We start from the raw sequence: 17,256 nt of genomic DNA, 5'->3' as shown, positions 1-17,256 counted from the left end.
TATCTCCAATCTGCGGGTCCGCGAGGGTTTGGACAATGCGGGAACTCACAGACAGACTGTCCGTCCATGCGGACAATGCCTCAGGCGGATCCCGGCGCCGTCCTCGCCTTCGTCGCGGTGGTGGAGCACAAGAGCTTTCGCGGCGCGGCGCGGGTGCTCGGCATCCCCAAGTCGACCTTGAGTCAGCGCGTGGCGTTCCTGGAAGAGCACCTGGGCGCCCGCCTGCTGTCGCGCACCACGCGGTCAGTGACGCTGACGGACATCGGCGCGAGCTATCACCGCGAGGTCGCGCCCGCGATGGCCGCGCTGAACGCCGCCGAGGCGCTGGTCGGCGAACTCCAGGCACATCCCACGGGTCGCCTGCGCATGACCACGCCCCTGGAACTGGGACAGGCCGCGCTCGGGGACGTCCTCTCCGTCTATGCCGCGCGCTTCCCCGAGGTGAAGGTGGAGGTGGACCTGACGGATCGCCAGGTGAACCTGGTGGACGAGGGCTATGACCTGGCGGTGCGCGTGGGGCCGCTCACGGACTCGCGGTTGATGGCCCGCAGGCTGGGCTCGCCGCAGTACCTGGGCGTCTACGCGAGCGCGGCCTACCTGCGACGGGCGGGGACGCCGAAGCGACCGCGCGACCTCGCGGACCATCGCTGTCTGGTGATGACGGGTTCGCGGACGCCCACGACGTGGAGCTTCAGCTCCGGGCGGAAGACGGAGCTGGTGACCCTCGAACCGCACATGGCGGTCAACAGCTTCGAGGTGCTGAGCGAGCTCGCCGTGGCCGGCGTCGGAATCGCGAGGCTGCCGACGATGCACGCGTCGCGCTCGCCCGCGCGCAGGGAGCTGAAGGAGTTGCTGCGCCCGTTCGTCGCGGCCCGTCAGGCCTTCGTGCTCTATCCGAGCGCGCGCAATGCCTCCCCCGCGATGCGCGCGATGATCGACGTGCTGGTGGAGCGCTTCGAACTGGCGCCCTGGCACGTTTCCGGGTGAGCAAGCTTCCGGACGACCCCGAACCCATCCCGATGTTGGAGCCGTCGTCCCGGTCGGTTCAGTCCCCGGAGCGCGGAATCAACGTCACCGTGCCCGCGAGCTCCCCCACGAGCAACCGCGTCGCATCCCAGCTCCACACGTCCTGCGTGCGGCGGGGCGCAGTGACTCCGAGTGGAGACCGTGGTGCGCGCGATGCAGAAGCTGTCGGAGCTGGGCGCGCGCGTGCACGGTCACACCTTCATGCCGCTGCCCGGCACGCCCTACAGGGATGCGCCGCCCGGACGCATGGACGCGCGTACCCAGCAGCGCCTGGGCTGGCTCGCGTCCCAGGGGCGGCTGTACGGCCACTGGAAACAGCAGGGCGCGCTCGCGGAAGCCATCGTCGCCCGCAGACAGCCGCGCGCCCGGTAGCCGCAACCGTTAGGATGGCGCACGATGGCTGAACAGACGCCGCCCTACTGGCTCCTCATCTCCGTGCTCTTCAGCTCCCAGCCCCTCACGCCCGCGCTGGCGATGACGCTGCACGAAGCCGCCTATGAGCTGTACTCGCGCGGCGAGGGCTCCCGCGAGGTCGCGGGCGATCTGCTCTCCGGCCGCGTCACCAACCTGCGCAAGGAGATGGCCCTGGGCGGCATCGCCGGGCCGGCCTTCGAAGCCGAAATCGAGACGGAGCGCGGCTCCGGCACCGTGCGCTTCATGCTCACGCGCCAGGGCCTGGAGATGATGAAGGACCAGATGCCCGCGACGCCCGCTCGGCCCAAGTACCTCAACTGAGGGGAGGGGAGCCCGGCTGCCCGGCCGCTCCCAGCGCGAGGGGACCGTCACCACCTTTGGAATTCAAGGGAGGAGCGACGGCATGGACCCCAAGGACTATCTGAACAAGAGCGCCGGCATCCCACTGGATCCGAAGAAGCAGAAGGACCCTGACGAGGACGGCGACACGGTGCCCGCGGAGGGACGCGCGGAGGAACTCAACGACGTCACCGGGCAGAACGGCGGTCAGCGGACCGACGTGGACCAGCCCTGGAAGGACACGCGGAACCGACATGACGGCATCCGCGACCAGTACAGCGACGACAGCGACAAGCAGAAGCCCTGAGGAGCCCCGGGAGCGGTCCCGGGGCTGCCGGGACTACTCCTTCTCCAGGTCGATCTTCATGCCGCCCATGTGGAGGATGGACTGGGACATGGTCACCGCCGACATGGTGGCCAGGTCCTCCAGCGCCTGCTGCTCCTCGCTCTTGGGCTGGCCCGCGCCGCCGGACGTGTTCGACGCCGGCTGCTGGATGCCGGGCATGTTCTGGGAGGGCGTGGCGCCCGACGCGGTGTAGGTGCCTACCAGCGAGCCGTGCGACGTGGCGCCCATCTGGGCCAGCGCCGACGACACCACGGAGCCGCCCGAGAGCTGGGCGCCCGCCTTCGGCGCCTGCGAGGACACGCCCTGCATCAGCGAGCCGAAGCGGCTGCCCGAAACCGGCGCGGAGGTATTCGTCGTGGCCGGCTGCACCCGCGGACCGGAGAGGGACGTGATGCGGTTCATGGCGGCTCCCGTCAAAGGCCCCAGTCGTTGGCGCTCCTGGAGGGGCGCGCCTGTGGGGCTTCAAGTTCTCCTTATTATCGCCCCAGCCCCCGGGAAGTTGCTTCTTCCAGGTTGAAGCCCGCCCCGGAAGCAGCCCTGGGAACGGCGAAGGCCGCGGATCCACGGGGGAATTTCCCCCAGGGACACGCGGCCTCCTCACTTCAAAGACGGGATTCCGTCCGCCCGGACTAGAACTGGTGGGCTTCGGTGGACTCGTGCAGGGCCAGGGTGCTGGCGCTGCCGCCGGAAATCACCTCGGCGACCTGGTCGAAGTAGCCGGTACCCACTTCGCGCTGGTGGCGCGTGGCGGTGTAGCCGTCCTTCTCCGCGCCGAACTCCGACTGCTGCATCTCGCTGTAGGCCGCCATGCCGCGGTCCTTGTACTTCCGCGCCAGCTCGTACATCGAGAAGTTCAGCGCGTGGAAGCCGGCCAGCGTGACGAACTGGAACTTGTAGCCCATGGCGCCCAGCTCACGCTGGAACTTCGCGATGGTGGCGTCGTCCAGGTTCTTCTTCCAGTTGAAGGACGGCGAGCAGTTGTACGCGAGCATCTTGTTCGGGAACTTCTTGTGGATGCCTTCCGCGAAGTCCTTCGCCTGCTTCAGGTCCGGGGTGCTGGTCTCGCACCACACCAGGTCCGCGTACGGCGCGTACGCCAGGCCGCGCGCGATGGCGCACTCCAGGCCGCCCTTGATGCGGTAGAAACCTTCCCCCGTGCGGCCGGCCGCCTTGTCGATGAAGGCGTGGTCGTACTCGTCCGCGTCGCTCATCAGCAGCTTGGCGCTGTCCGCGTCCGTGCGGGCCACCAGCAGCGTGGACACGCCCATCACGTCGGAGGCCAGGCGCGCCGCGGTCAGCGTGCGCACGAAGTGGCTGGTGGGCACCAGCACCTTGCCGCCCATGTGGCCGCACTTCTTCTCGCTGGCGAGCTGGTCCTCGAAGTGCACGCCCGCGGCGCCCGCTTCGATCATCCCCTTCATCAGCTCGTAGGCGTTGAGCGGACCGCCGAAGCCTGCCTCCGCGTCCGCGATGATGGGCGCGAACCAGTTGCGGTCATGGCGGCCCTCCGCGTGGTCGATCTGATCCGCGCGGCGCAGGGCGTTGTTGATCTTCTTCACCACGCTGGGGACGCTGTCCACCGGGTACAGGCTCTGGTCCGGGTACATCTGGCCAGCGGAGTTCGCGTCCGCGGCGACCTGCCAGCCGGACAGGTAGATGGCCTTCAGTCCCGCGCGCACCATCTGCACGGCCTGGTTGCCGGTGAGGGCGCCCAGCGCGTTGATGTACTCGTCCGTGTGGAGCAGCTCCCACAGGCGACGGGCCCCCATCTCCGCGAGGGTGTGGCTGACGCGGATGGAGCCGCGCAGCTTCTCCACGTCCTTCTCGGTGTAGGTGCGCGTGATTCCCTCGAAGCGCTTGGCGTGGAGCTTCGCGTGAGGGGAGGCATCGGAAGTGGTCGGCGTCGCGTCGTACATGCCAGGACTCCTCAAGGGTGCTGCGGTGAAGGGGTGTGAAAAGGCTTCAGGAAGAAAGTGACGTCAGGACTTCGCATCCAGGGCCGCGTAGGCGGGCAGGGTGAGGAAGTCCTCGAAGGCAGGCGCGGTGGACAGTTGCTCGAAGAGGGAGCGGGACTTCTCCACGTGGGCCTGGCCGTAGCGCTCCGTCACGCCCTCGCGGTTCAACTGGGCCATCTCCTCGGTGAGGAGCTTGCGGAACAACTCCAGGGTGACCTTCTGGCCGTCGTCCAGCGTGGCGCCGTGGTGGATCCACTGCCACACCTGGGCGCGGGAGATCTCCGCCGTGGCCGCGTCCTCCATCAGGTTGTAGAGGGGCACGCAGCCCAGGCCGCCCAGCCACGCGGCGGTGTACTGGATGCCCACGCGGATGTTGTGGCGCAGGCCCTCCTCCGTGCGGGTGCCGGAGGGAATCTGGAGCAGGTCCGCTTCGGTGACGCGCACGTCCTCGCGCTTGTTGGCCACCTGGTTCGGGCCCTTCATCTGCGCGTCGAAGATCTCCTTCGCCACCGGGACGAGGCCGGGGTGCGCGACCCACGTGCCGTCATGGCCGTTCTTCGCCTCGCGCTGCTTGTCGGCGCGGACCTTGGCCATCACCGCGTCGTTGGCGGCGGCGTCACCCTTGATGGGGATGAAGGCGGCCATGCCCCCCATCGCGTGCGCGCCCCGGCGGTGGCAGGTCTGGATGAGCAGCTGCGAGTAGGCGTTGAGGAAGCCCTTGTCCATGGTCACCTGCCCCCGGTCGGGCAGCACCACGGACGCGTCCGACTGGAGCGTCTTGATGAAGCTGAAGATGTAGTCCCAGCGGCCGCAGTTGAGGCCGGCCGAGTGTTCGCGCAGCTCGTAGAGGATTTCGTCCATCTCGAACGCGGCGGGCAGCGTCTCGATGAGGACGGTGGCCTTGATGGTGCCGCGCGGGACGTCCAGCTCACTCTGGGCCAGATGGAACACGTCGTTCCACAGCCGCGCCTCCAGGTGGCTCTGCATCTTCGGCAGGTAGAAGTACGGGCCGGTGCCGCGCTTCAACTGCTCCCGGGCGTTGTGGAAGAAGAACAGGCCGAAGTCGAAGAGCGAGCCGGAGATGGGCTTGCCGTCGATGCGCACGTGGCGCTCCGGCAGGTGCCAGCCGCGCGGGCGCACGAAGAGGACGGCGTGCTTCTCATTCAGCGCGTACTGCTTCCCGTTCTCCGCAGTGAAGGAGATGGACTTGCGGACCGCGTCGCGCAGGTTCACCTGGCCGCGCACCACGTTGTCCCAGGTGGGGCTGTTGGCGTCCTCGAAGTCCGCCATGAAGACGCTCGCCCCAGAGTTGAGCGCGTTGATGATCATCTTGCGGTCCACCGGACCGGTGATCTCCACGCGCCGGTCCTGGAGGTCCGCCGGCACCGGCGACACCGACCAGTCGCCCTTGCGGATGTCCGCCGTCTCCGGGAGGAAATGCGGCCGCTCGCCCTTGCGCCAGCCCTCCGCGACCTTCTTGCGTCGCTCCAGCAGCGCTTCACGGCGTTCACCGAAGGTGCGCACCAGCTTCGCCACGAACGCCATGGCGTCTTGCGTCAGCACCTCCGCGTAATCCGGGTGCCAGCCCCCCTCGATGCTCACGCCGGGACCGAAAGTCGGCGGGGTCTGGGAGGTATTGGCGTCCATGTCGGCTCCTGACGAGATGCGTTGTAAAGGCGGTCTGATGGGCTGAAAGATGCCCCTGCCGTCTGTGGAAGGGAAGTCTTGGTGAATTAGAAGCTGCTTGCCTGTAAGGCTGTCAACACCCAGCGGATTAAATCTGTAAATCCACTGACGCACCGGGACACAAACCCCCGGAATCCCAGGTCCTGGGGGCGGCAATCACCTGACGCGGCCCCCGTAGGTAGGGATGAGGCCCCCATGTCGCCAAGCGGGGGCGGGACGGAGAGGTCAGGTCATGGACGTCACGACACGCTGTGGTGCTTGTTCGACGGAGCTGTCCCGGGACGCGGCGGGTTGTCCGCACTGCCGCCCGGGCGCGTCGCCGCTGCACCGGGGGGAGGGGCGCTCGGTGTTGGGGGTGTGCTCGCTGCTGGCCCGGGGGATGGGGGTGTCCGTCACCTGGGTGCGGATTGCGTTCGTGGTGTTGCTGTTCGCATCGTCCGGGATGGGCTTCCTGCTCTACCTGCTGGTGTGGGCCTTCACGCCGGCCCGAGCGGGGGCGAAGGCGCCGCTGCAGGGGCTCTTGGACTGGGTCTCCCGGGTGGCGAACACGCCCGTGGACGACGACGCCCCCCGCTGGGAGCGCCGCGTCTGAGCCCTGGCTTCGTCCGGCGTCGCGCGGTCCGCTAGACGCGCCAGACGCCGGCCACGGACTCCATCCGTTCGGCCACGCCGCGCAGGGTGTGCGCCATCCGCTGGGTGCCCTGCGTGGCCAGGAGGGTGTCGTCCATCATCCCGGACAGGTCGGTGACGGCGATGAAGATCTGCGCGATGCCCGCGTTCTGTTGGATGACGGCGGCGGCGATCTGCTGGGCCGCCGACGCGTTGTCGTGGATGATCTCCGTCAGCGCGCGCAGGCTCTGGCCGCTGGCGTGCACCTGGGCGAGTCCCTCCTCGGAGCGGCGCTGGCCTTCTTCTGACAGCGCCACGGTGTCGTGGATGCCGCCTCGGATGTCGTCCAGGATTTCGCGCACCCGGTTGGTGGCCTGGATGGACTGGTCCGCGAGGCTGCGGATTTCGCGCGCCACCACGCTGAAGCCCTTGCCGTGTTCGCCGGAGCGCACCGCTTCGATGGCCGCGTTGAGCGCGAGCATGTTGGACTGGTCCGCCAGGTCCTTCACCGTCTGGGTGATGCCGCCAATCTGACGCGTGCGCTCGTTGAGCGAGGAGACGCCTTCGGCGAAGCGCACCCCGTGGTCGCGCAGTTGTTCGAAGCCGCCCAGGCTGGCCTGGAGCGTCGCCTCTCCGGCGCTGCCCACCTCGCGCGCCCGGGCCACCAGCCCGAGCACCGCCTGGGAACGTTCGGCGGCGAGCTGGGAGGTCTGCTGGATCTCCTGCGCGGTGGCCTGCGTCTCCTGGAGCGCGGCGCTCTGCCGGGTGAGGTTCTTCTCCTGCTGCTCCGTGGCGCGGGTCAGCTCCGCCACGGTCTGTCCCAGCACCCGGGTGCCCTGCTGGAGGCTGGCGGTGGAGTCGCGCAGGTGGTCCATCATCCGCGAGAAGGCGGAGGCCAGCTCCCCCACCTCGTCCTGACGGCCGTGCAGTGCCACCTTCTGGGTGAGGTCGCCTTCGCGCACGACGCGGGACACGAGGCCGCTCAACGTGGTGATGGGCCGCGTCACACCGCGCGCCAGGGCCCAGGCGGCCAGGATGGCCAGCAGGAGGAGCGCGACCACCGCGAGGATGCTGAGCTGGAGGAAGCTCCTCAAGGGCTGGAAGGCCTCCTCCGCGTCCATGGCCGCGACGAAGCGCCAGTGGCGGCCCGCCTCGGCGAGCTGGGGGGCGTCGAAGGCCTGTGCCCGCACCGTCCGCGACGGTTCAGTGACGCCCTTCGCCCTGGAGCTGTAGAGCCGGCCGCCGTCCCGGTCGAGGATCTCCAGGGTGAAGCTGCGCTGGCCCCGTTCCTTCGATCGGTGGAGCGCGCCCGCGACCACGTGCTCCAACTGGTTCCAGTCATACGCCGCCAGGAGGACGCCCACGCGCGCGCCGGAGATGGGGCTGAGCACGGGCAGCGCCAGGGGCATCACCGGGCGGCCGAAGAAGGGGTCCGTCCGGGTCAGCGCGGCGGTGAGGATGGCCGGGTCCAGCCGGTCCTTCAGCGCGGCCTGGAACCACGGGGAGGCGAGCACCTGCGCCTCATGGCCCTCGAAGGCTTCGCGCAGGCCAGGGCGGCTGACGGAGACCGCGCGGCCGTCCTCGGTGAACAGCACCAGCCCCGCGAAGCTCGCGTGCCGGCGGTTCAGGGTGGCGAGCACCGCGTCGCTCTTCGCGTAGGTGCCGAACAGGAGCGCGCCGCGCACGATGGCGTCCTCCGTCCACGCGCGGGCGTTCGCCTCCCGCTCTTGAAGCGACGACTCCACCAGGTCGCGCAGCCCTTCGGCCTCCACCTGGAGGACGCCCTGGACCTGCTGCTCCACGGTCCGCCGGATGACGTGGATGCCCGCCGCGAGGACGGGCGTGAGCGCGGCGATGAGCAGCAGGCAGATCCACAGCGTGAGGCGACCCCTCAGTTTCAAGCCGGACAGCAATCGCATGGGGAGCATCCCGGGAAGCGGATCAGAGATCGAGCAGGGACAGGCCCACGGTGAGCGCGCCGATGACCTGGGCTCCGTCGCGGACCGGCAGGGAGACCTGGACGACGTAGGCCTGCGAGGACTCGTCGAAGAAGGGGGCCTCCCGCAGCTCCGGTCCGCCCCTGCCCCCGGCATAGGTGAGGCGCCACTTGTCCTCGTCCCCCTGCCAGTAGTCCGACGTGCGCCGGCTGGCGCAGACCAGCGCGCCCTGGCCGTCCATGGTGAAGGCCTCCGCCATCGCCTGGCCCAGCCGCTTCTGCGCCCGCTGGAGCGCGTCCGCGCACGGGGCCTCCAGGATGGTCTGCTTGAAGGGCGTGAGCGCCGGGGTGGCCATCCACTCCGCGTCGTGACGCTGGAGGGTGGCGAAGGGCATGCGGCGCGCGTTCTGTGCGCGGATGGCGCGTACCACCTCAGGGTCGCCGGCCAGCCGTCGCAATTCCGGCATCACCGCGTCCACCTTCCGAAGTTGCGCGGCACCGTCCGGAGGCAGCGTCCCCCAAGACGCTACCGCCAATCCCATCCAGAACATGGACATCCACACGCCCCCAAGACCGTGAAAAACAGTCGAAAAAAGTGTGTCACGAATGTGCTTCCACCGTCACGCAGGCAGGCGTTGATTTATTTTATTCGCGATAAGCGTGTTTTGGCTGCATGGGTTGGCCGTCTGGGTTCGCGGGCTGCGCGCGAGGGCGGACGGGGCTGCATGGACCCGCCTTCCTGGCTGCGTCCACAGGGGCAGGGTTGTCGCCGGCTTGAGGATGTCAGGGGTAGGAGGCATCCTCTTTCCTCATGGGCGATGGCAACGGGCAGGGGAAGGGGAGGCCGGCGACGTATGCCGACCTGGTGGATGTGCCTCCGACGAAGGTGGGGGAGATCATCGAGGGGGAGCTGGTCGTCAGTCCGAGGCCGGCGTCACGCCACACCCGGGCGGCTTCGAAGCTGGGCGGGTGGCTGGACGGCCCGTTCGACGAGGGCAGCGGTGGTCCCGGTGGTTGGTTCATCCTGGATGAGCCGGAGCTGCGCTTCGCGGGTTCCCGTGATGCGCTGGTTCCGGACCTCGCCGGCTGGCGCCGGGAACGGATGCCGAGCATGCCCGATACGCCGGTTTTCTCCCTGGCGCCCGACTGGGTCTGCGAGGTGCTGTCACCGTCCACCTATCGGTGGGACCGGGGCCCGAAGATGCGTGTCTACGCGCGCGAGGGCGTGGAGTGGTTGTGGTTCATCGACCCGTTGGCCGAAGGGCTGGAGATCCACCACCTGCGGGACGGCGAGTGGCACTTGTTCGGCACACACATGGGCTCCGGAGCCGTGCACGCCGTGCCCTTCGACGCGGTGCCACTGAACCTGGGCAGGCTCTGGAGCCGGTGATCAGGGCAGCTTCGGCCGGATGATGCGGGGCGCGTCCGGGTTCACGTCCAACAGGCGCACGGAATCACCCTCGCGCACGGTGCCCGCCTTCAGCACGCGGGCGAGCTGACCCCTTCGGCCCCAGCTCTCCTTGAGCAGTCCGGGGCGCAGCGCATCCAGCTTCCAGCACGGCACGCACGGTTCGGTCAGCTCCACCACCACCTCCGCGCCCAGCGCCAGCCGCTGGCCCGGCGGTAGCGCGTCCAGGGCCAGGCCCTCCACCAGCACGTTCTCCTTGAGCGCGCCCACGGGCACGTCCAGCGCGGTCCGCTGCGCTTCGTCCACGAGCAGCAACTGGCGCTTGTGGCCCACGGCGCGCCGCTGGTGGCGGTCCCCTTCGAAGCCGTGCTGCTCCACGGCCCGGGCCTCGGGGACCTGTCGCATGGGGGTGTTGCGCTCCTGGGCCAGGAAGAGGGCGCGGATGGTGCCGGAGGGGCTCACGGCGCGACACTAACGCCCGCGCGCTTCCTGCGTGAGGAGCAGGCGGGGCTGCACGGGCCTGCCTTCCCAGGCCCCGAGCGTTGGAGATGCGGCATCCGCCCTCCACTCAGGCCTGCCGCGCCGGGGCGGGGGTGTTAATCGCGGCAGCGACGCCGTGCGACTCCCCTCCTCGCGAGGGGGCCCGGCGCCTGGACATCGTTGTTCCCTGATGGGGAGGCCGCACCGTGAGCACGAAGAATGTTCGCATCGAGAAGGACACCTTTGGTCCCATCGAAGTCCCCGCCGACCGGCTCTGGGGCGCGCAGACGCAGCGCAGCCGCCAGAACTTCGCCATCTCCAGCGAGCGCATGCCCGCGGAGCTCGTCCACGCGCTGGTGCTGGTGAAGAAGGCCGCCGCGCTCGTGAACCAGGCGAACGGTTCGCTTACCCAGGAGAAGGCCCAGGCCATCGTGAAGGCCGCGGACGAGGTGCTCGCCGGCAAGCATGAAGAGGAGTTCCCCCTGCTGGTGTGGCAGACCGGCAGCGGCACCCAGACGAACATGAACTGCAACGAGGTGCTGGCCAACCGCGCCTCGGAGCTGCTGGGCGGCGAGCGCGGGGAAGCCCGCAAGGTCCACGCCAACGACGACGTCAACAAGGGGCAGAGCTCCAACGACGTGTTCCCCACCGCGATGAGCGTGGCCGCCGTGGAGGCCGTGGTGAAGCACGTGCTGCCGGAGCTTGTGGCCCTGCGCGACGTGCTGGCGCGGAAGTCCCAGGCGTTCCAGTCCATCGTGAAGATTGGCCGCACGCACCTCCAGGACGCGACGCCGCTCACGTTGGGCCAGGAGTTCAGCGGCTACGTGGCGCAGTTGGAGCGCGCGAAGGGCCACATCGAAGCCGCGCTGCCGCACCTGCTGGAGCTGGCGCTGGGCGGCACCGCCGTGGGCACCGGCCTCAACGCGCCCCCGGGCTACGCCGAGGGCGTGGCGGCGGAGATTTCAAAGCTCACCGGCCACGGCTTCGTCACCGCGCCCAACAAGTTCGAGGCGCTTGCCGCCAACGACGCGCTGGTGCAGGCGCACGGCGCGCTCAAGGGGCTGGCGGCGGTGCTGTTCAAGGTGGCCAATGACATCCGGTGGTTGTCGTCTGGTCCGCGCTCGGGCATCGGGGAGATCAACATCCCGGAGAACGAGCCGGGCAGCTCCATCATGCCGGGCAAGGTGAACCCCACGCAGAGCGAGGCGCTCACCATGCTGTCGGCCCAGGTGATGGGCAACGACGTGGCCATCTCCCTGGGCGGCGCGTCCGGCAACTTCGAGCTCAACGTCTTCAAGCCGCTCATCATCCAGAACTTCCTGCAGAGCTGCCGGCTCCTGGCGGACGGCATGCGCAGCTTCCGGCTGAACTGCGCGGTGGGCATCGAGCCGAACCTCCCCCGCCTCCAGGAGAACCTCCAGCGCAGCCTGATGCTGGTGACGGCCCTCAACCCGCACATCGGCTACGACAACGCGGCGAAGATCGCCAAGACGGCGCACAAGCAGGGCAAGACGCTCAAGGAGGTCGCCGTGGAGCTGGGGCTCGTCACCCCCGAGCAGTTCGACCAGTGGGTCCGCCCGGAGAAGATGACCGGGAACCTGTAGGCGCGGTGCTTCAGGGCCCGGAAAAGCGCTGCGCATCGCCTTCCAGGTCCAACTGGGGCTCCTTGGCCTCGAACTCCTCCGCTGGACACGCCGTGAAGGGGGCAGGCGCACAGTCCACCACGTGGGGCTGCCCCTCCCATTCCTCCCAAGCGTGGGACAGCGCACGCTCCGGCAAGAAGGAGGGAGCGCGCGGGCGCGGGGACGATTAGGGTACGGGGGCCATGAACGTCCCCTTCGTCATTGAGACCACGCACCGCGGCGAGCGGGCGTACGACCTCTACAGCCGCCTGCTCAAGGACCGCATCATCCTCCTGGGCACGCCCATCAACGACGATGTGGCCAACCTCATCGTCGCCCAGCTCCTGTTCCTGGAGTCCGAAGACCCGGACAAGGGCATCAACCTCTACATCAACTCCCCCGGTGGCTCCGTCACCGCGGCGCTCGCGATGTACGACACGATGCAGTACGTCAAATGCCCCGTGTCCACCATTTGCGTGGGTCAGGCGGCCTCCGCGGGCGCGCTGCTCCTGCTGGCGGGCTCCAAGGGCAAGCGCTACGCCCTGCCCAACGCCCGCATCATGATCCACCAGCCGCTGGGCGGCGCGCAGGGTCAGGCCACGGACATCGACATCCAGGCCAAGGAGATCCTCCGCCTGCGCGCGTACCTCAACGGCCTGTTCGTGAAGCACACGGGCCACACCATCGAGCGCATCGAGAAGGACACCGAGCGCGACTACTTCATGAGCGCCGAGGAGGCCCGGCAGTACGGCCTCATCGACGAGGTCGTGGAGCGCGCGGGCATCCCGACGCCCAAGTAGTCCCCGCTGTCCCGGCGGCCGGGGGAGCACTCCCCGCGCCGTCGCTCCGGCCAGCCATGCGCCGGCCGGACGATTCGCAACTGTCCCACAGTGCCGCTTGACGTTGGCGTGCCCACTGTCTGGTGATGGCGCCCCGCTCTGTGATTGCCGCTCTCCTGCCTGCCCTCCTGGCGGGTGTTGGTTGTGCCGTCGGACCCACGGGGCGTCAGCCCGTGCCTCCCTCATCCGCGTCGGTGCAGGCGGAGCTGGGCGAGCGCAACGTCGTCGACGCCGGAGCGGAGTACGCCCGTCAGAACGGCATCCTGCTGGCGGAGGGCGGTGAGGCGGTGCGCATCAGTCCCAACTACTGGCGGATCCGCTTCGCGCTCCCTGACCAGGGCTCCGGCAAGCTGCTGGAGCTGGACTTCGACGAGCTGGCGCAGCGCGTGACGGGCTCACGCCGCCTGGACATCACGCCCACGTTCGAACCCACCTCCAGCACCTGGCTGCCCAGCGACGCGAGCCCCGCGACGGGCGGCTCGGGTCGCTGAGCACCGTGGGCGCTACGGCAGCTGGGTGATGCGGTCGAGCGCGGGCGCCGGCAGGGGATTCGCCTCCGTGCTCTTCGCCGTCAGGTACGCCTCCAGCGCGTCGGCATCCACCGCGCCGCCCAGCGGGTTCGTGCCCTCCGAGAGGACGGTGAAGCCATCGCCGCCCGGCGCGAGGAAGCTGTTCACCGTGACGCGGTAGCTGGCGGCGGGATCCACGGTGGTGCCGTTGAGCTGGATGCTGGCCGGGTCCACCTTGGAGCCCAGGGGCGCCGACGCGCTGAACGCGTAGGAGAAGCCCGCGGACGGCAGGAGGATGCGGGTGGCCGTGCCGGGGCGGAACTGCTGCTCCAGCAACCGTTCAAGCTGCGCACCCGTGAGCGTGAGGGTGACCAGGCTGTTGCCGAAGGGCTGCACGGTGAAGGCCTCGCCGTAGGTGATGGAGCCGGTGTCGCTGGGGTTGGCCGGGTCGCGCACGAGGTCGGCCCGCACGCCGCCCGGGTTCATGAAGGCAATCTGGGCGCCGCCCAGGTTCGCGGGCTTCGTGGCTTCCAACTGGGCGTCCGCGATGACGAAGCCCATGGTGGCCTGGCCGGTGGGGTCCTTCAGGATGTCGCCGCGCGTGAGTGTCCGGTCGATCCAGCCGATGACGCGGGCTTCCAGCGGCGCCGTCAGGCCCTTGTAGCGGGCCACCTGTTCGGTGACGGTGGGATCCGGCGTCACGGTGCGGGTGACGATGACGTTCTGGGCCTGGACCTGCGTCAGGGCGCCCGTCTTCGCGTCCAGGGTCAGGTCGATGTCCGTGAGCAGCCGGCCCACGGAGGAGGCGCTGGTGACGAGCTTGCCGCTCAGCGAGCAGTTGTAGGCCTGATGGGTGTGGCCGCTGACGATGACGTTCACGGCGGGGTCCAGCTTCTGGGCGATGTCCAGGATGGGGCCGGAGATGCCCTTGCACTCGTTGTAGAGCGAGTCGAGCGCGGGCATTCCGCCCTCGTGCACCACGACGACGATGGCGCCCACGCCCTGCGACTTCAGCTCCGGCACCAGCGCGTTGACGGTCTCCACCTCGTCCTTGAAGGTGAGGCCAGCGATGCCCGACGGGGTGACGATCTGCGGCGTGCCTTCCAGCGTCATGCCGATGAAGGCCACCTTCACGCCCTCGAAGGTGCGCACGTCGTAGCGCGGGAAGAAGGTGCGGTCCGGGCCGGTGGCCACGTTGGCTGCGAGGTACTTGAACCGCGCGCCCTCGAAGCCGGTGCCGTCCTGGCAGCCGTCCACCGGGTGGCAGCCGCCGGCCTGCATGCGCAGGAGCTCCGGGCCGCCTTCGTCGAACTCGTGGTTGCCCACCGCGGCCAGGTCCAGGCCCACCTGGTTCATGACCTCGATGGTGGGCTCGTCGTGGAAGAGCGCGGAGAGCAGCGGCGTGGCGCCGATGAGGTCACCAGCGGAGACCACCACCGTGTTCGGGTTCTTCGCGCGCAGGTCCGCGACGTGGCGGGCGAAGTACACGGCGCCGCCCGCGTTCACGCGGTCCGCCGCGCCGCCATCCGGTAGCAGGGACGTGATGATCTGTCCTCCGGTGCCGCCCGCGGGCTCCAGCTGTCCGTGGAAGTCGTTGAACGCGATGACCTTCACGGACACCGTCGCGGCGGTGCCACCGTCATCGTGAGGACCGGCATCGGTGCTGGTGCCCGCGTCGGTCTCCGGAGGCGTCTGGGGGATGACGGCCTTGCAGACGTGCTCGACGCAGGTCCAGCCCTGACCTTCCGGCGCGGGGTTCGCCTCCTCGCAGTCGAAGGCGTTCACGCATTCTTGATTGCCGCAGCCGCCGTGCAGGACGAGCAGCAGGCCCGTGACGAAGGCACCGGCGAGGAGGAAGCGGCTGGGACGCGCGACATCCTGCGCGGGGGGAACGGAAGGCTGCATCGAGGCGGCTCCTGGATTCGGGCAGCGGAGGAACGACCGTGACGCGGTTTCCCTCCGGACGGCGGGGACCCTGGCACCGTCGCATGGCGCCCGCGTGAGGGCTGGGTCGCGAATGGGTGCCGTCCCCCGGATGTGACGTGAACGACACGCGGGGGCGACTCAGGGGAGGGGAGGCCTCGGGCTCTACAGCAGCTCCGCGACGCCGTCCACGTGGCCCCAGAGCACGGCCTTCTGGCGGAACAGCCCGCCCATGCGCAGGGCCTCTTCGCGCGACATGCCGGGGACGAAGAGGCTCTCCTCGAACCAGCTCCGGTCGTCCGCCACACCCACGGCGGACACGGGATGATGGCCGCTGGCTTCGAGCAGGTCGCGCAAGCCGCGCTGGAGCCGCGCGTTGGTCCGGGCGGAGCGCGCACGTGCGTGCGGATTCCACGCGGTGAGGAAGGCCCACGACGTGTGTCCGTGCGCGGTGAGCGCGGCGTCGAGTCGCGGGTGCGGGGCGTCCACGCGCAGCACGTGCTTCATGTCTCCGACACCGGGGTGCGCGCGCACGATGTAGCCGGTGGCCCGGAAGGCTTCGCGCAGTGGTTCGTCACCCATCGCGGCCCCCTGCTTCCTCGCGGACTAGGGGACCGTGCCCTGGGCGCTCGCGCCCTGCGGCGTCGTGGGCGCGGCAGGGGGGCCCTGCGGCGCGGTGGTCGGAGTCGTCGCGGCGGTGGGGTTCACGGGCGCGGCGGTGGTTCCCTGCGGATCCGTGGGCGGCGGCGTCGCGGCGGGCGGCGTGGCGGCCTGGGTGGGCGCGGTTGCCGGAGCCGGGGCCGAGGGCGCCGCGATGGGCGGCAGGGCCGGATGTCCCACGAGGAGCTCGGGCGGAATCTGGCTGGCCGTGATGGGGTCCTGCTGCGCGGTCCGCCACGGCACTTCGGGCCACCAGCGCTCCGTGGGCGGCGCCTGCGGGAGGAAGTCCTGCCCGAGCCGGGGCGAGGTGATGCTCACCCCGTCATGCTTCGCGGCCACCAGCGAGCGCTCCAGGGGCTCCGTCCAGCCGTGGGCCGCCAGGGTGACGAGCCCCCAGTGCACGGGCAGCAACACCCGGCCGCGCACCAGCCGGTGCGCGAGCACGGCCTGCTCCGGCCCCAGGTGCCAGTCCGGCCAGCCCGCGCCGTACTGGCCCGCTTCAATCATCGCCAGGTCGAAGGGCCCCAGCTTCGCGCCAATCTCCTCCATCGCGGGGAACAAGCCGGTGTCGCCGGAGTAGTAGACGCGGTGTTGGGAGCCGACCAGCGCCCAGCCCGCCCACAGCGTCTTGTTCTGCTGGAGGAACCGGCCCGACGCATGCCGCGACGGCGTGCACACGATGTCCAACCCCTTCACGCGCGTGCGCTCCCACCAGTCCAGCTCCACGATGCGCGACGCGGGCACGCCCCAGTATTCCAGGTGCGCGCCAATGCCCAACGGCACGACGAAGGTGGTGTTCCAGTCCTTCATCGCGGTGATGGTCGCGAAGTCCAGGTGGTCGTAGTGGTCGTGGGAGATGACCACCGCGTCGATGGGCGGCAGGTCGCTGAGCGCGATGGGCGCGGGGAACCAGCGCTTCGGGCCAATCCACCCCAGCGGCGAGGTGCGCTCGCCCCACATCGGATCCGTGAGCACGCGGTGCCCGTCCACCTCCACCAGCGTGGACGAGTGCCCCAGCCAGGTGACGCGCAGCCCGCCCGGCGGCGGCGTGGCGAAGCGCTTCGGGTCGATGGGCGGCACCGTCAGCGGCGTCTGGGGCGCGCTGTCGGGGCTCGAATGGAACATGTCCGACAGGGACTCTTCCCAGTGGTTGATGATGGGCTGCGGATTGACGAAGCCGCCGTCCTTCCACTGCGGGGACTTCTCCATCCGCTCTCGCCGTGCGCCATGCGCGCCCTGGCCAAAGGACTCCCACCCGTCGAAGACGACGACGAGCAGGAAGGCGCTCAACAGCACGAGCCCCCAGCCCAGCACCCGCAGCAGCTTGCTTCCCCAGGAGGAACCCTGGGGGCCGTGGGGCGGAAAGGCCGTGCGGAAGGCGCTCTGGCGGGCCTTGTCGGCGGCCCGGATGGGCCCGGCATTCATCTTCATGCCCGGACCCTGATGGGTCCGGTGCGCGGGTGTCAATGGGAAGCCGCGAGTTCCTGGGGGGTCGGCGCGACCA

General features: G+C 69.6%; 17 protein-coding genes and 1 pseudogene. 9 read left to right on the top strand and 9 right to left on the bottom strand.

Annotated features, from left to right (window positions below; genetic code table 11):
• Positions 1-66 precede the first annotated feature (66 nt).
• The 4 genes and pseudogenes from OV208_RS01030 to OV208_RS01015 all read left to right on the top strand — a co-directional run bounded on the left by OV208_RS01030 (position 67) and on the right by OV208_RS01015 (position 2,086).
• The gene (locus tag OV208_RS01030; protein ID WP_267571904.1) at positions 67-987 is read left to right on the top strand and encodes a LysR family transcriptional regulator; all 921 of its coding nucleotides are present in this window, start codon (positions 67-69) and stop codon (positions 985-987) included.
• A gap of 189 nt (positions 988-1,176) precedes the next feature.
• Positions 1,177-1,398: pseudogene (locus OV208_RS01025) on the top strand (TIGR04013 family B12-binding domain/radical SAM domain-containing protein); the annotation flags it as partial.
• Positions 1,399-1,422: 24 nt separating this feature from the next.
• Positions 1,423-1,761 carry a hypothetical protein gene (locus tag OV208_RS01020; RefSeq protein ID WP_267571903.1) on the top strand — a complete coding sequence of 113 codons (339 nt, stop codon included), beginning with the start codon at positions 1,423-1,425 and terminating at the stop codon, positions 1,759-1,761.
• 82 nt (positions 1,762-1,843) lie between these two features.
• On the top strand, positions 1,844-2,086 hold the full coding sequence (locus OV208_RS01015) for a hypothetical protein (protein WP_267571902.1): 243 nt from the start codon (positions 1,844-1,846) through the stop codon (positions 2,084-2,086).
• Between the two features lie 33 nt (positions 2,087-2,119).
• Here OV208_RS01015 and OV208_RS01010 read toward each other — a convergent pair whose 3' ends face one another.
• The 3 genes from OV208_RS01010 to aceB all read right to left on the bottom strand — a co-directional run bounded on the left by OV208_RS01010 (position 2,120) and on the right by aceB (position 5,727).
• Entirely contained in the window at positions 2,120-2,527 is a 408-nt protein-coding gene (locus OV208_RS01010) for a hypothetical protein (protein WP_267571901.1), read from the bottom strand.
• Between the two features lie 227 nt (positions 2,528-2,754).
• Positions 2,755-4,041: an isocitrate lyase gene (gene aceA / locus OV208_RS01005; RefSeq protein WP_267571900.1), complete on the bottom strand. Its 1,287-nt coding sequence runs from the start codon at positions 4,039-4,041 to the stop codon at positions 2,755-2,757.
• Positions 4,042-4,104: 63 nt separating this feature from the next.
• Positions 4,105-5,727, bottom strand: coding sequence for a malate synthase A (gene aceB / locus OV208_RS01000; RefSeq protein ID WP_267571899.1), 1,623 nt, complete (start codon positions 5,725-5,727; stop codon positions 4,105-4,107).
• A gap of 271 nt (positions 5,728-5,998) precedes the next feature.
• On the opposite strand from aceB, the gene OV208_RS00995 reads away from it, so the two are divergent.
• Positions 5,999-6,358: a PspC domain-containing protein gene (locus OV208_RS00995; RefSeq protein WP_267571898.1), complete on the top strand. Its 360-nt coding sequence runs from the start codon at positions 5,999-6,001 to the stop codon at positions 6,356-6,358.
• Between the two features lie 31 nt (positions 6,359-6,389).
• Here OV208_RS00995 and OV208_RS00990 read toward each other — a convergent pair whose 3' ends face one another.
• The gene (locus OV208_RS00990) at positions 6,390-8,294 is read right to left on the bottom strand and encodes a methyl-accepting chemotaxis protein (protein ID WP_267571897.1); all 1,905 of its coding nucleotides are present in this window, start codon (positions 8,292-8,294) and stop codon (positions 6,390-6,392) included.
• A 22-nt stretch (positions 8,295-8,316) separates the two neighbouring features.
• Positions 8,317-8,868: a PDC sensor domain-containing protein gene (locus OV208_RS00985; RefSeq protein WP_267571896.1), complete on the bottom strand. Its 552-nt coding sequence runs from the start codon at positions 8,866-8,868 to the stop codon at positions 8,317-8,319.
• Positions 8,869-9,122: 254 nt separating this feature from the next.
• On the opposite strand from OV208_RS00985, the gene OV208_RS00980 reads away from it, so the two are divergent.
• Positions 9,123-9,701: a Uma2 family endonuclease gene (locus OV208_RS00980; RefSeq protein WP_267571895.1), complete on the top strand. Its 579-nt coding sequence runs from the start codon at positions 9,123-9,125 to the stop codon at positions 9,699-9,701.
• Here OV208_RS00980 and OV208_RS00975 read toward each other — a convergent pair whose 3' ends face one another.
• Entirely contained in the window at positions 9,702-10,181 is a 480-nt protein-coding gene (locus OV208_RS00975; RefSeq protein ID WP_267571894.1) for an MOSC domain-containing protein, read from the bottom strand. It lies immediately after the preceding gene.
• 224 nt (positions 10,182-10,405) lie between these two features.
• On the opposite strand from OV208_RS00975, the gene fumC reads away from it, so the two are divergent.
• The 3 genes from fumC (at position 10,406) to OV208_RS00960 (ending at position 13,151) form a co-directional block, all read left to right on the top strand.
• Complete coding sequence (gene fumC, locus OV208_RS00970) at positions 10,406-11,803, top strand: class II fumarate hydratase (RefSeq protein ID WP_267571893.1); 1,398 nt, start codon at positions 10,406-10,408, stop codon at positions 11,801-11,803.
• Positions 11,804-12,024: 221 nt separating this feature from the next.
• Positions 12,025-12,621 (top strand): ATP-dependent Clp endopeptidase proteolytic subunit ClpP, encoded by a 597-nt coding sequence (clpP, locus tag OV208_RS00965; protein WP_120539272.1) that lies wholly within the window; start codon positions 12,025-12,027, stop codon positions 12,619-12,621.
• A gap of 212 nt (positions 12,622-12,833) precedes the next feature.
• Positions 12,834-13,151, top strand: a complete 318-nt coding sequence (locus OV208_RS00960; protein ID WP_267571892.1) for a hypothetical protein — start codon at positions 12,834-12,836, stop codon at positions 13,149-13,151.
• Positions 13,152-13,163: 12 nt separating this feature from the next.
• Here OV208_RS00960 and OV208_RS00955 read toward each other — a convergent pair whose 3' ends face one another.
• The 3 genes from OV208_RS00955 to OV208_RS00945 all read right to left on the bottom strand — a co-directional run bounded on the left by OV208_RS00955 (position 13,164) and on the right by OV208_RS00945 (position 17,183).
• Positions 13,164-15,074 carry a bifunctional metallophosphatase/5'-nucleotidase gene (locus OV208_RS00955; protein ID WP_267571891.1) on the bottom strand — a complete coding sequence of 637 codons (1,911 nt, stop codon included), beginning with the start codon at positions 15,072-15,074 and terminating at the stop codon, positions 13,164-13,166.
• Between the two features lie 183 nt (positions 15,075-15,257).
• Complete coding sequence (locus tag OV208_RS00950) at positions 15,258-15,674, bottom strand: DUF3293 domain-containing protein (protein WP_267571890.1); 417 nt, start codon at positions 15,672-15,674, stop codon at positions 15,258-15,260.
• Between the two features lie 24 nt (positions 15,675-15,698).
• Positions 15,699-17,183 (bottom strand): MBL fold metallo-hydrolase, encoded by a 1,485-nt coding sequence (locus OV208_RS00945; protein ID WP_267571889.1) that lies wholly within the window; start codon positions 17,181-17,183, stop codon positions 15,699-15,701.
• Positions 17,184-17,256 lie beyond the last annotated feature (73 nt).

The organism is Corallococcus sp. bb12-1 (genome assembly GCF_026626765.1).
GTDB classification, from domain to species: Bacteria; Myxococcota; Myxococcia; order Myxococcales; family Myxococcaceae; genus Corallococcus; species Corallococcus terminator.
The sequence above is the reverse complement of the archived record's forward strand: the minus strand, read 5'-3'. Positions and strand labels throughout refer to the sequence as shown.